We start from the raw sequence: 13,160 nt of genomic DNA, 5'->3' as shown, positions 1-13,160 counted from the left end.
TGGTTGAAAAAATCCAGGGCAACTGCTTGCGGCCCTGCGCACTATCAACGTGCGTGCAGGGCCATGCGCTGACAGCGCAATGCGATTTAGGTGTTTTGCGGTGCAAACGAGCCGGAAGATTTGTTGCTGGTCTTGCGCGCAGAGGCATTGGTTCGGGTGAGGTAGCCCACAACTACGAGCACGGCGAACAGCAGACCCCAGACAGCCCAGGCAGGAAGGTGCAGTAACTGCGGCAAGGTCAGTCCATCTGGGCCGACCTGCTTCCAGGCCCAGCCCTCGATGGAACTGAACACGGAGTTGAAACCCAGGGTGCCGATGCCGATGCCCAGCAGAAAAATCAAGCCGTCCAACTTGCCGGAGAACAAGGCCACGATGGACGTGCCTGGACAGTAACCGCCGACGGCCATGCCGACGCCAATCAGCACGCCGCCCAGCGAACTGCCCCAAAGGAAGACCGAGGGCACGAACATATTGTCGACAGCAATCACGCCAAGGCCTTGCAGCAGATAGAGGCCGCCGGCCGACACGAGAATGGCGGTGAACATAACCTTGAACACGGCCCAGTCCTTGAAGCGCAACTGGGCGGTGAGTTTGCAACCGCTGCCGAAGCCGGCGTTTTCAAGGATGTAGCCGAAAATCAGGCCGAGGATAATGCCCGATACGGGGCCGGTGTATCCAAGAGGGAAGCTCATTTCCAGAGTCCTTTCGTGAGTTGGCCGAACACGGCGCCAGCAATGAAAAATCCGATCAGGAACAAGAAGCCCGCAGCGGCCAGCGTTGCGGAGCCCGAGAGTCCCATGCCGCTGGTGCACCCCAAGGCGAGACGAGCGCCAAAACCTGCTGCGATGCCGCCAATGACTGCGAGGACGAGTCGCAGGCTGCGCCCTGCTTGAGTGGGGCCGTCGATTTGCAGCTTGAAGCGGCCAGCCAATACGCTGCCAATCAAGCCGCCGATGGCCAAGCCAACGACTTCCCAGACGACCCAGCGATCCAAACCGACTTCAAACAGATTGTGGAGATAGGTGTGGGCGGCAACGGTATTGGGATCGACCTTGCCCGCTACGGCTGCAGTCGCCAGGGTGGTTGCACCGGTCACGCCATAACCATTTCCGGTGACAAGAAATGTGGCCAGTAGTCCCAAACCCAACAAAACCCCGGCAACGTAGGGGTTCCAGAGTGGACGAGGTGTATTGCGCATGAGTAGGCTTCCTCCAGGGGTGATGCGGCGACATCCGTGCGTGTGGCCGCGTGCTGATCGAACGATCAGCTTGTCTCAAATCAAGTATAGGAAAGATTTCATTATGCTTCCGGGAGTATTAGGGTTTTTCCAGACTAGGACTAACACTGATGCGGTCTCATTGAATTTGCGTTTAATCAAGCTTTTTTGGTGGGTGTGACAGGAATCCCCGAGATGAAAGGGGCTGTATAGATATGCTTGAATACCTAGGCAAAGACTCGCTGGCGAAGCGGTGACGTTCAGTACCGCTGCGGGTTCTCATCCTCAACCAACAGGCTGACTGTTTTGCAGGAGTCGAACCCTCGCTTGCCGCTGGATGGGGCCGAATTTGTTGAACGCCGCCCGAGCGCATTCGGGCACTCACTTGCACATCAGGAGACCAGGGTATGGCACATATCGTTGTATTGGGCGCCGGCATTGGCGGCATGCCCGCCGCCTATGAAGCGCGTGAAGCGCTCGGCAAAGCACACAAGATCACGGTCATCAATGCCGTGGACTATTTCCAGTTTGTGCCCTCCAACCCCTGGGTGGCCGTGGGCTGGCGCAGTCGAGACGAGGTGATCTTTGCGATCAAGCCGTATCTGGAGCGAAAGGGGATCGACTTCATCGCCAAGTCGGTAACCAAGATCGAGCCGGAGAGCAATACCTTGACCCTGCAGGATGGCGCCAAGGTGAACTACGACTATCTCATCATCACCACCGGGCCGAAGCTGTCTTTCGAGGAGGTGCCGGGTTCCGGCCCGCACGGCGGGTATACCAACTCGATCTGCAGTATCGACCATGCTGAAAAGTGCTACGCCGACTATGAAAAGCTGGTGGCCAATCCGGGGCCGGTGATTGTGGGCGCAATGCCGGGAGCGAGCTGCTTCGGCCCGGCCTACGAATACACCATGGTGCTCGACACCGCGCTGCGCAAGAAAAAAATCCGCAACAAGGTGCCCATCACTTACGTGACTTCCGAGCCCTACATCGGCCATCTGGGGTTGGATGGCGTGGGTGACTCCAAGGGCATCATGGAAAGCGCCTTCCGCAGCCATGACATCCGCTGGATCACCAATGCCAAGACCACCAAGGTGGAAGACGGCAAGATGTTCGTGGATGAACTCGACATGCAGGGCAATCTGGTCAAACAGCATGAACTGCCGTTCAAGCACTCCATGATGTTGCCTGCGTTCAAGGGTGTGGACGCGGTGGCTGCGGTGGAGGGGCTGTGCAACCCGCGCGGCTTTGTCATCGTTGATCAACATCAGCGCAGCCCGAAATACAAGAACATCTACTCTGCTGGCGTGTGCATCGCCATTCCACCGACCGGCCCGACGCCGGTTGCCTGCGGCGTGCCCAAAACGGGCTACATGATCGAGTCGATGGTCACGGCCATCGTGCACAACCTCGAGGAGGAACTCGCGGGCAAACAACCCTCGCACCGCGGCACCTGGCAGGCCATCTGCCTGGCCGACTTCGGCAATACCGGCGCGGCGTTCGTGGCCATTCCGCAGATTCCGCCGCGCAACGTCAACTGGTTCGGCGAAGGCAAGTGGGTGCACCTAGCGAAGATTGCATTTGAAAAATACTTCATCCGCAAGATGAAGAAGGGCAACTCCGAGCCGATTTACGAAAAATACATGATGAAGCTCATCGGCATGGAGCGTCTGCTGCATCCCGAACGCAAAGACTGATCCCTCTCGCATCATTCGAGCCCGCAGGCTGTACGGTCTGCGGGCTTTTTTGTGGGGATTATGGCGGTCGCTTTGCGGCAGAACCCGGCCTGAGCAGTTAGGCTGCCAGGGATTATTGGCGCTCGAAGAGAAATGATGATGTGGCTTTCCATTGCGATTTTTCTGTTGGCCGGAGCCTCTGCGGGTTTTCTGGGTGGGCTGTTGGGCATCGGGGGCGGCTTGCTGCTGGTGGCGGCACTCAGCTTCGCGCTGCCTGCGTTGGGCATTCCGGCCGATGAGGTCATTCATGTGGCCGTGGCGACGTCGATGGCCAGTATCGTGCTCACCTTTATTTCCTCTGCCACGGCGCATATCCGACGCGGCGGCGTGCTGTGGCCGAGTTGGCGCTGGCTGGCGCCAGGTATGGTGATCGGGGGTTTCATCGGAGCGCATTTGGCGCAGATGCTCAGCGGCCCAGCCCTGCGCTATGTCATTGCCGGGTTCTGTGCCGTTATGGCGGTACAGATGGCAGCTGGTAAACGCAAAAAGACAGTGCCAGGTCAGGAGCACATTCCGCGTTCACCCTGGTTGTTGCCGGCAGGTGTGGGCATCGGGGCTGTGTCCTCCGTCGTGGGGATCGGCGGCGGGTCGATGACGGTGCCCTTGTTGGTGGCTCTGGGCGTTCAGCCGGTCAAGGCGGTGGCGACGAGTACGGTTTGCGGCTTGGCCATCGCCCTGTCCAGCGCGCTGAGTTACATGATCTCGGTTCATGCGCCCGCCCATCCCCTTCCTCCAGGGGCGTTTGGCTACGTTTTCTTGCCCGCGGCTGCGGCGACCGCAGTCGCTTCGATGGTGCTTGCGCCGTATGGGGTACGCGTGGCGCATCGCATTTCGGGCGACGCACTCAAACGGGTGTTCTCGATTTTTCTGATTTTTATCGGCGCATTGATTGCGTTCGGTGGGTAATCGACGCGGCGGCGATTAAACTTGAGCGCCTGCCAACATTCCCAGTTTCCGGGCGGTTGAGTCTGGAAAATTTCACTTATTGAAAGGGCCGACGAATGTTTCCTTCTCGTATTTCCCGTCAATTCCTGGTGGCTGCATTGGGCGTGAGTCTGATGGCCGCTGCACCCGCCGCGCGTGCCGAACTGATTGGTACGCAGCAGCTCACCCAGCCGCAGTCCGGCCAGGACGCGGCAACGCTGGCCGCGGATCGGTCGACGCTTGACCATTTCATGGCGCGGGCCGATGTGCAGGCCAAGCTGGAGCAAATGGGGTTGAGCCAAGAGGTGACGCAGCAACGCCTTGCGGCGCTGAGCAATGCCGAAGTGGCGCAGCTGGCTGGCAGGATCAACAGCATGCCGGCCGCAGGCGCGCTCGGTTTTCAGGAAATGGTGATCATTCTGCTGGTGGCGATTCTGGTCGTGCTAGCGCTTTGATGGGGTGTGCATGACGGGTCGTCGCCTGCGCGTCGCATCGCAACTGACTCTTGCGCTCAGTCTGTTGCTGGGCGGTTGCGCCGCCTTGCCGCCTGGGGTCTTTTCGACGGCGCCGCTGCAATTTCAGCAGGGGCGTTTGGTGGATGAGCCCGCTGGCTTGCCAGCTTCTGCGACTGTGGCTGGAGTGCCGTTTTTTTCGGATGACAGTCACTACTGCGGACCGGCTTCGCTGGCCTCTGTGCTGGTCTTCAGCGGGGTGCGCACCACGCCGAAGCAGTTGATCCCGCAGGTGTTCACGCCGGGTCTGGAAGGAAGCCTGCAATTCGATCTGCTCGGGGCGTCGCGCCGGGCAGGGCGCATTCCTGTGGTTCTACCTCCCAAGCTCGGCGCTGTGTTCGAGCAGGTGGCTGCCGGCTTTCCGGTGGTGGTGCTGCAGAAGGTCGGGCTGGGTGCGCGCGATTGGCACTATGCCGTGCTGGTGGCGTATGACTTGCCGGGCGATCGCGTGACTCTGCGTTCCAGTACGGCCCGTGATCTGCAGCTTTCCATCGAGCAGTTTGATCGGTCTTGGGCTGCAGGCGGGAGATGGGCGTTCATTGCCGTCAAGCCGGGGCAGTTTCCGCCTGGAATTGATGAATTGACGTATTTGCGCGCCGTGGCCCCGCTCGAAGGCGTGGCGCCTGAGGCGGCACGCACCGCTTACGAGGCGGCGCTCAAGCGCTGGCCCAAGGCGTGGATTGCCATGATGGGGCTGGGCAATCTGGCTTATGCGCGCAAGGACTATCCGCGGGCTGCGATTCATTTCGCCGAGGCAGCAAGAGCGAACCCTTCCGATGGCGATCCCATGAACAACCTCGCGCAGGCCTTGCTCGCTGCGGGAGACTGGAAGGCGGCGCAGGGGGCGATCGAGGTCGCATTGCGCCTCGGCCAGCCGCACCCCGAGGCGTATCGCAGCACGGCGGCTGAAATCGCCAAGGCGCGCGCCGCGGCCCTGGACCCTACCCAGGCGCCGTGAATCGGCGGCGGCCTGAGCGGTATTACCAGCTCGGTCCGCTCGTCAATCCGCTTTCGCGGTTTGGCTTTGCCCCTGGCTGGCGTAGTAGCGCGCAATGAGCAAGGTATCGGCGTCGCTCAGGCGCTGGCTGAACTGGCTCATGCCTTTGTACACATCGTTTTGACGCTCGCCGTTGTGATACAGGCGCATGGTGCGGATGAAGTAGTCGGTCGTCTGACCCGCGATGGCTGGCGTCGTGCCCTTGCCTTCGCCGTGCAGGCCGTGGCACGACGCGCAGGCGGTGATGAGGCGGTTGGCATCGCCTTTGCGCACGAGTTGCTCCACCCGCTTGTGCTCTGCGGCGGTTAGCGGCGCAGCGAGGGCGGCCTGGGCCTGCGGCGCCACGGGCTTGGGCAGGCTGGCGTAGTAGGCGGAGACATCCGCGATCTGTTGCGGGGTCATCAGGCGGGCGATGCTGGTCATCAGCCCCGCGCGTTCGTCCTCAGAGCGCAGGCCGCTGCGATAGTCGAGCAGCATCTTGGCGGTGTAGTCGTAGCGCTGGCCGGCGACGCTGGGCCAATTCATCGTTGCGGCATTGCCAGCGGCGCCGTGGCAGGAGGCGCACATCATGGAATCGTGCACGGCCTTGCCCGCGGCGGCATTGCCTTTGGGCAGATCGCCCAACGCGGTTTGCAGGGTGACGGGGCTCCAGGGCTTGGGCGCGGGTTTGCCGTGTTCGCTGGCTTGCGCAAGGGAGCTGGCGAAAAGCGGGCTGGCAAACAGCGGGCTGGCGAGAAGCGCGGCGGCCAGGGCGAGTGTGCGCCACGCAGTGGGGAATGCGGCGGTGATCATGCGAAGATGTCCTGAGTGAAGGCCTGAATCCAGGCTTGCTGATAGACGGCGGACAGGCGGATTTGCGCGGGCGTGGCATCGAGCGGCAGGTAGCGCGCTTTGTTGATGCGGCCGATCTTGCCGTCTTCCTTGATCTTGAATACGTCGGCGACGAACAGACCGTAGTCTTTGCCGGCCAGGGCGTAGCAGGTGTTCTCCCAGACGGGCGTGCCGGGGTCTCGTCCCGCCAGACCGTCGGTAATGACCCGGGCCACCCATTTGGCCTGGGTGTTGGCCGAGAAGCCCGACTTGGGCATGACATCGGCGATGCTGGAATCGCCGATCACGTACACGTCTTTGTGCAAGGTCGATTCAAACGTGGCGCGGTGCACAGGGCAAAAGCCGCTGTCGTTGGTGAGGCCGAAGTCGAAGGCGATCTGCCCGGCGACCATGGCCGGGATGATGTTGATCACGTCGGCTTTGATGGCGCCGCCCGCGGTGTGCAGGGTCATGGTCTTGGCGTCCAGACGCTGCGGGGTGCCGCCGGCCTTGGCCTGAATCCACTCCAGCGCGCAGGGTTGGGTGGAGGGCTGGAGTTTGGCCGCGAGCTTGGTGCGGTATTCGGCCGGCGGCTGGAAACCATAGAGCCGGTTCCAGCCGAGCAAGGCGGTTTCGTCGGTGACGAAGCTGTCCTTCGGGTCGGCGATGATGACCTTGGCGCGCGGGTTGTGTTTGCTGAACCACTCCGTCATCAGCGCGGCGCGCTCGTAGGGGCCGGGCGGGCAGCGGTAGGGGTTGGGCGGTGCGGCCAGCACGAAGGTGCCGCCGTCGCGCATGCTCTGCAACTGCTTGGCCAGCAGGGCGGTCTGCGCCCCGGCAATCCAGCCGCTGGGCACTTGGCTGTCGGCCAACTGTTCGCTGTAGCCGGGCAGGCTGTCGTAGCGCAGCTTGATGCCGGGCGAGACGATGAGTTTGTCGTAGCCCAAAACCTTGCCGCTGGCCGTGGTGACGGTTTTGTTCACCGGGTCGAGGCTTTTGGCGGCATCGAACACGAAGGCCACGCCATGCTTGTGCCGCAGCGCGTCATAGCTCACCCGCAGGTCTTGCATCGTGACGTGCGCGTTGAGCACTTCGCTCGATCCGTAAGGGCGGATATAGACCGGGTTTTTTTCGATCACCGTGACCCGCAGGCTGGGATCGGCCAGCTTGAGGTATTTGGCCGCCGTGGCGCCACCCACGCCACCGCCGACGATGACGATGCGAGCAGACGCCTGACCGGCGCGGGCGATGGCGGGGAAGGCAACAGCGCCCAATGCCGTGGCACTGGCGAGCAGAAATTGACGACGAGAGTTCATGGTGTGCCTTTTATTCGGGTTTGACGGCGGCGAAGTAGCTGGCGATGGCGTCGATTTCGCCATTGCTGAAGCCCTGAGCCACATGGCCCATCAGCGTGGAGGGGCGCTTACCATCGCGGAAATCGCGCATGGCCTGCGCCAACTGCGCTTTGGGCATGCCAGCCAGGGGCATGAAGGCGGCGGCGTGTAGCCGTCCGTCCGTGCCGTGGCAACCGGCGCAGGTTTGCGCCATGGCGGCGCCGCTGGGCGGTGCTTTGGGCCCGGGCGGCAGGGTTGCGGCGGCTGGTGTGCCGACCGCTGCGGGTGCGGCAGGCGCGGCAAAAGCGGGAGCATTCGCGCCGAGCAGGCCGATGGCGAACACGAGCCCGATCAGGACGAGGGTGAGGTGTTGAAGTCGCATACGAAATCCTTATTGCGCCCAGACGACGAAGCCGACTACGAAGAACTGAACGATCCAGAGGCCCACCAGCCACATGGAAACCGTGCCGATGCGGTCGATGGCGGCCGATGGGGTGTAGATCTGACCCTTGGGCGTCTGCCCCACCTTCCAGGCAATGGTGAGAAAGTAAGCCAGGGTGCTGCCGCCAATGAGGGCGAAGGTAGAGAAGAACAGCACGTTGCTGTACCAGTCGAGGTGCACGGGGTAGGTGAACACGTCATAGCCGTGTATGCCCTTGAGCACCGTCCAGCGCAGCACTTCGCGCAGCGCGGCCACGGCAATCAGCGCCACTGCGCCGAGGGCGAAGGGGGCGTAGCCGAGCGAGGTGTGCAGCGTGCGCTGGCCGAGCACCGTGGGCAGCGCCACGGTGAGCAGCAGCAACGCCACGCTGAGCAGAACGATGGGCGAGGAGGCAAACCCGGCGATGTTGGCAGGCAGGGTAGCCATCCAGCCGCCGAGAAACACCAGGGCGATCACCCCGCCGACATTGAGCATCTTGCTGGCGAGGGCGCCGACCCACTGGAGGTAGTTCGCCTCGGCCAGTTGCCCCGCGCTGAGGTAGCGGCGATAGGCGAACAACCAAGCCCCCGTCACCGGTGCGGCCAGGGCGATGAAAAAGCCGAAGCGCCACAGGTTGTAGTCGTGCAGCGTGCGGCCGCGCGGCTCGATCACCCCGCCCGGTGCGTACCAGCTCATCCACTTCTCGGGGCTGAGCATTTGCTGGGTGAGCACATGCATGATGAAGCCCACGACCAGAAACAGCGCCAGCGCGGCCACCAAGCTCCAGCCCGAGCGCGTGTCGTGCTGAGGGTCGTCGAGGTGATGGTTGCGACTGTAGAAAAAGTACAGCGCCATATAGCCGGCAATGAGCAGCACGATAAAGCCCACCACCCACCAGGCCGACAGCACATTGCTGGTGTACCAGAACGGGTCATAGGTCACCTGTACGAACAGCAGCGGTGCCACGCCGAGCACCACGGCCACCGAGACGGCGATCTTGGCGGTGGTGGTCATGGCCGCAGCCAGGCGGCGGCGCATGGGGTTGCGGCTGAAGGCGTTGGCGAGCACCAGCGCTGTGCCGCCGAGCATGACCTGTACCGCTGCGATGTGCAGCGCAAAGGTCAGCACGCCCAGCACCAGAAAGACGATGGGGTGAGACGGAACCCCGGCGACGTCGCGCAGGGCATAGAGCATTTCAGAATTCATGTCAGCGCACCTCTTGGGTCAGGGTTGCGGGCAGCGCAGCGGTTTGGTCGGCCTGCGCCAGTGCCGCCTTGTGCTGGATGTGGGCGATGGCGGCCTGCGGCTGCTTCATGTTGACGATGAATACCGCAAGCGCCTCGGCTTCTTCGGGCTTGAGCGGAATCATCGGCATATACAGCGTGGCCCCGGTGGACAGCGCGCCGCGCAGGTAGTTTTCAACCTCGGTCACGTTGGTCGTTCCGCCGAAGTAGCGATGCAGCGGTCGCATGCCGGTATCGCTCAGCGAGTGGCAGTTGGAGCAGGTCGTCAGCGCCAGTGACTCGCCCACTTTGAGCATGTTGTCCGGCGTGACCACGCGCAGCTCGTTGGGAACGAACACCTGCGTCTTGAGAAAGCCGTGCGTCTCCAGCAGCGGAATTTCGCTCTTGATGTTCATGCCCGGCACATCGCGGCCGACGACCTGGTTGGAATAGATGTACTGCCCGGCCACCCAGGGCTTGCGGATGGACTCGCGCGCCACTTCCTCCGGCCACAGCCCGAACAGCAAAATGCTCACGGTGGCCACCGACGCCCCCCACACCACCAGGGTGCGCGAGGAAATCAGCGTCATCACGAAGTAAGCCAGAATGCCCAGCAGCACGGTGATGATGGCTGGCTGGAAGTAGGACGGCAGGCGGTTGTCCATCACCAGATGCGCGGTTTCCGGCAGGGTGCGGATATACCACTGGAACAGCGCCGCGCCGGTGATCGACGACACGATGCCCAGCCAGGCCAGCTTGCGCGAAATCTCACGCTTGAACGCCGGATCGGTGATGCGCGCCGCGACGATGCCGCCGACTACCGCCGTCATAGTGAACATGAACGCGGTGCGCATGGCGAGCTGGGCGAAGGTGTTGCTGCCGTAGAAGCCGTTGAGGTAGCCCCCTTCAGTGAACCAGACTTCCTTGCCCGGCACCATCATGAACGACAGGATGCCCAGGATGATGAGCATGGTGGTGTAAGACGCCATGCCGAAGATCACGGCGATACGCATATGCGTGCGCTGATCGACCCGGCCGACCAGGTAGATCACCAGATAGACGCCGACCACCTCGATGACGAAAAACACCCATTCGGTGGCCCATTTCCACACAAAGCTGTGGATCAGCGCCGAAATGCCGCGCGGACTGGCCACAGTGGTGGTGAACCAGATGCCCGGCCCGGTGATTGAGCCGATGACATACGAGAACACCAGCAGGAACATGCCGTATTTGCGGATGTAATCCAGCAACTGCGGCTGATTGCGCCGGTAGGCGAGCACCGCCAGATACGCAAACAAAATGGCCGCGCCCACCGAAGTGTGCGAAGCCAGCACATGAATGGTGGCCATGATGCCGACGACCCAGCCACTGCCCACACCCGGTTCATACCAAGTGGGATAAAGCCCGACCCAATCCATCTCGACTCCTAGTCTCGGTGCGACCTGCACCGCAATGTTGCAAAAGACAACACTTTGTTACTGGTCGGAGTATCGAGAGAGGAGCTCAGTAGGGATTTGATCTACCGCAAATTGCAAATTGAGACTTGCAGGTTTATCTATGTGTGAGTGACTGGGGTCACAAACAGCCCGCAAGTCGCAGAAATTCAGGGTTTACGCGAATTGCGTTCGCTGGGGCGGACCGTTGATCCGCGCCGGGGTCTGTGTCTTTCGGCGCGGTTTCATTTGATTTCGCGCAGACGGGCTGCCGTCGCGGGCGCCAAAGGCGAGGCCGCAGCTCAGCGTTGCCCGATGGCGGCGTTGGCAAACACGCCGCGGGCGTCCCGCGGCTCGCTGCGCCAGTATTGCGGCGGTACCTTGACCTGCGCGCCCAAGGCGGCTGCGGCGTGCCAGGGCCAATGCGGATTCCACAGCAGGGCGCGGGCCAGCGCGACCAGATCGGCCCGGCCTTCAGCCACGATGGCTTCGGCCTGTTGCGCTTCGGTAATGAGGCCAACGGCCATCGTGGGCAGCCCGGTCGCCTCTCGCATCGCCTGAGCCAATGGCACCTGATAGCCGGGGCCGATGGGGATTTGCTGCTTGGGGGACAAACCGCCGGAAGACACGTCGATCCAGTCGCAACCTCGCGCCTTGAGCGCTTGCGCGAAGGCAAGGGTTTGCTCCAGATCCCAGCCGCCCTCCACCCAGTCGGTTGCCGAGACCCGCACGCCCAGCGGAATGCTCGCGGGCAAGGCTGCGCGCACGGCATCGAACACTTCCAGCGGATAGCGCATGCGCTGGGTCAGGCTGCCGCCGTAGCCGTCGTCGCGCTGATTGGACAGCGGCGACAAAAACTGGTGCAGCAGATAGCCGTGCGCGCAGTGCAGCTCCACCGCTTGCAGGCCCAGGCTGGCGGCGTGTCGCGCGGCTTGGACGAAGGCGTTGCGGATGCGCTCCAGGCCGCTGGCGTCCAGCGTTTGCGGTGCAGCCTCCTGCGCGCCGTGCGGCACCGCGGAAGGGGCCACGGTGGGCCAGCCGCCTTGCGATGCCGGTAGGAGTTGACCGCCGTCCCAGGGCCGTGCGCTCGATGCCTTGCGCCCCGCGTGCCCGAGTTGAATGCCGATGGGCATGTCGCTAAAGCTGCGCACCTCGTCAAGAACAGCGCGCAGCGCCGCTACGTTGTCGGCTGAATACAGCCCCAGGCAGCCGGGGGTGATGCGGCCGATGGCTTCGACCGCGGTGGCCTCGATGAACAGCAGGCCGGCGCCGCTTTGCGCCAGCTGGCCAAGATGCACGCGGTGCCAGGGCATGGCATTACCCTCCACGGCGCTGTATTGGCACATCGGACTGACCACGATGCGGTTGCGCAGGCTGAGGGCGCCGAGTGAAAACGGGGAGAAGAGTTGAGACGACATAGGCAATGAACGAAAGAATCTGACAAGCAGCTGCAACGGGCGGCTGGCGTGGAATAAAACATCTCGTTCCATTGTCCCCGCGTCAGCCGTTTTCTGCAGGGCAGGGCGGTGCGATCAATCGGCGACTTCGTTCCAGCGATGGATGGCGGCGTCTTGCAGCCCGCAAAGATCCGCCATGCGACGCAGCACGGCGAGATCGCCATTGGTGTAGATCTGCGGCAGTTCGGGCCTCTGTGCGCTTGTTTGTTGCCAGAGACGCGCGGCTTGCCGCGCCACTGGCTCGGCGGTGTCGAGCAGGTGCACTTGGGGGCCGAGTTCGGCCTGAATCTGCTCGGCCAGCAGGGGGTAATGCGTGCAACCCAGCACCACGGTGTCGCAACCGGCAGTGCGCAGCGGCGCGCAGAACTGACGGATCAACTGCTGCACTTGCGGCGCCTGCAGATCGCCACGCTCCACCGCATCGGCCAGACCGGGGCAGGGCTGCAGCACCGGCTCGGCAGCGCCGGCATGGGTGTGTAACAACGCGCGGAACTTGGCGCTGCGCAGGGTGGACGGGGTGGCCAGCACGCCGACGCGCCGCGCGTCGCTGCGGGCCAGCGCGGGCTTGATGCCGGGCTCGATGCCCACGAAGGGCAGATCGAATTCCGCGCGCAAAGCGGCGATGGCTGCCGCGGTGGCGGTGTTGCAGGCCACGACGATGAGGCGCGCGCCTTGCCCGATCAGAAAGCGGGTGATCTGGCGTGCTCGTTGCTGAAGAAAATCGTCAGGTCGGTCGCCGTAGGGCGCGTGGGCCGAGTCGGCGACGTAGATCAGGCTGGCTTGCGGCAACTGCGCCCGCAGCGCGCGCAGCACGGTGAGGCCGCCCACGCCGGAATCGAAGACGCCGATCTTCGGGGTTGGGCTCATGCGCGACGGCTTGGCTGAGCGGGCTCGGCATCCGCGCATTGCGGGCAGATACAGGCCAAGTCGATGCACGCGGGCGGAATGCGTGCCAGGGTTTGCGGCGCAAAGCGCACGCTGACGCACCAGCAAGTGGCCGATTCATCCCCCGCGGCCCGCATGCACGCATTGGGCTGACCGCACAGCGGACAGCGCGCGGGGTCGCAGGCGGGGCGGTCAGCGGACATCGAGGGCGT

At 63.1% G+C, this 13,160-nt stretch carries 14 protein-coding genes; 4 read left to right on the top strand and 10 right to left on the bottom strand.

Annotated elements, in window-relative coordinates; genetic code table 11:
- Nucleotides 1-86: 86 nt before the first annotated feature.
- Nucleotides 87-692 carry a YeeE/YedE thiosulfate transporter family protein gene (locus B3H47_RS01925; protein ID WP_286985630.1) on the bottom strand — a complete coding sequence of 202 codons (606 nt, stop codon included), beginning with the start codon at nt 690-692 and terminating at the stop codon, nt 87-89.
- On the bottom strand, nt 689-1,198 hold the full coding sequence (locus B3H47_RS01920) for a YeeE/YedE thiosulfate transporter family protein (protein WP_276707144.1): 510 nt from the start codon (nt 1,196-1,198) through the stop codon (nt 689-691). The genes B3H47_RS01925 and B3H47_RS01920 overlap by 4 nt, the downstream gene beginning before the upstream one ends.
- A 425-nt stretch (nt 1,199-1,623) precedes the next feature.
- Between B3H47_RS01920 and B3H47_RS01915 the strand changes: the two genes are divergently transcribed.
- The 4 genes from B3H47_RS01915 (at nt 1,624) to B3H47_RS01900 (ending at nt 5,346) form a co-directional block, all read left to right on the top strand.
- Nucleotides 1,624-2,913 carry an NAD(P)/FAD-dependent oxidoreductase gene (locus tag B3H47_RS01915; RefSeq protein WP_013106334.1) on the top strand — a complete coding sequence of 430 codons (1,290 nt, stop codon included), beginning with the start codon at nt 1,624-1,626 and terminating at the stop codon, nt 2,911-2,913.
- A gap of 138 nt (nt 2,914-3,051) precedes the next feature.
- Nucleotides 3,052-3,858: a sulfite exporter TauE/SafE family protein gene (locus B3H47_RS01910; protein WP_286985623.1), complete on the top strand. Its 807-nt coding sequence runs from the start codon at nt 3,052-3,054 to the stop codon at nt 3,856-3,858.
- Nucleotides 3,859-3,953: 95 nt separating this feature from the next.
- Nucleotides 3,954-4,331 (top strand): PA2779 family protein, encoded by a 378-nt coding sequence (locus tag B3H47_RS01905; protein ID WP_286729952.1) that lies wholly within the window; start codon nt 3,954-3,956, stop codon nt 4,329-4,331.
- Between the two features lie 10 nt (nt 4,332-4,341).
- Nucleotides 4,342-5,346 (top strand): PA2778 family cysteine peptidase, encoded by a 1,005-nt coding sequence (locus B3H47_RS01900; RefSeq protein ID WP_286985618.1) that lies wholly within the window; start codon nt 4,342-4,344, stop codon nt 5,344-5,346.
- A gap of 42 nt (nt 5,347-5,388) precedes the next feature.
- On the opposite strand, the gene B3H47_RS01895 is transcribed toward B3H47_RS01900, so the two are convergent.
- From B3H47_RS01895 to B3H47_RS01860, 8 genes are all read right to left on the bottom strand, one after another.
- Nucleotides 5,389-6,177, bottom strand: a complete 789-nt coding sequence (locus B3H47_RS01895; RefSeq protein ID WP_286985617.1) for a c-type cytochrome — start codon at nt 6,175-6,177, stop codon at nt 5,389-5,391.
- Nucleotides 6,174-7,511, bottom strand: coding sequence for an NAD(P)/FAD-dependent oxidoreductase (locus B3H47_RS01890; protein WP_286985615.1), 1,338 nt, complete (start codon nt 7,509-7,511; stop codon nt 6,174-6,176). The genes B3H47_RS01895 and B3H47_RS01890 overlap by 4 nt, the downstream gene beginning before the upstream one ends.
- 10 nt (nt 7,512-7,521) lie before the next feature.
- On the bottom strand, nt 7,522-7,911 hold the full coding sequence (locus B3H47_RS01885; RefSeq protein ID WP_286985613.1) for a c-type cytochrome: 390 nt from the start codon (nt 7,909-7,911) through the stop codon (nt 7,522-7,524).
- A gap of 9 nt (nt 7,912-7,920) precedes the next feature.
- Complete coding sequence (locus B3H47_RS01880) at nt 7,921-9,156, bottom strand: hypothetical protein (protein ID WP_286985612.1); 1,236 nt, start codon at nt 9,154-9,156, stop codon at nt 7,921-7,923.
- 1 nt (nt 9,157) lies between these two features.
- Complete coding sequence (locus B3H47_RS01875) at nt 9,158-10,591, bottom strand: cytochrome c (protein WP_286985610.1); 1,434 nt, start codon at nt 10,589-10,591, stop codon at nt 9,158-9,160.
- 317 nt (nt 10,592-10,908) lie between these two features.
- The gene (locus B3H47_RS01870) at nt 10,909-12,024 is read right to left on the bottom strand and encodes an NADH:flavin oxidoreductase/NADH oxidase (protein ID WP_286985609.1); all 1,116 of its coding nucleotides are present in this window, start codon (nt 12,022-12,024) and stop codon (nt 10,909-10,911) included.
- 114 nt (nt 12,025-12,138) lie between these two features.
- Nucleotides 12,139-12,930: a glutamate racemase gene (murI, locus tag B3H47_RS01865; protein WP_286985607.1), complete on the bottom strand. Its 792-nt coding sequence runs from the start codon at nt 12,928-12,930 to the stop codon at nt 12,139-12,141.
- Complete coding sequence (locus tag B3H47_RS01860; RefSeq protein ID WP_286985606.1) at nt 12,927-13,151, bottom strand: cysteine-rich CWC family protein; 225 nt, start codon at nt 13,149-13,151, stop codon at nt 12,927-12,929. Before B3H47_RS01860 ends, murI begins: the two co-directional genes overlap by 4 nt.
- Nucleotides 13,152-13,160 lie beyond the last annotated feature (9 nt).

The sequence above is a fragment of the Thiomonas sp. UBA7699 genome (assembly GCF_002482605.1).
In the GTDB taxonomy this organism is placed as follows: domain Bacteria; phylum Pseudomonadota; class Gammaproteobacteria; order Burkholderiales; family Burkholderiaceae_C; genus Thiomonas; species Thiomonas arsenitoxydans.
This window is presented reverse-complemented; position numbering and strand designations above follow the sequence as displayed.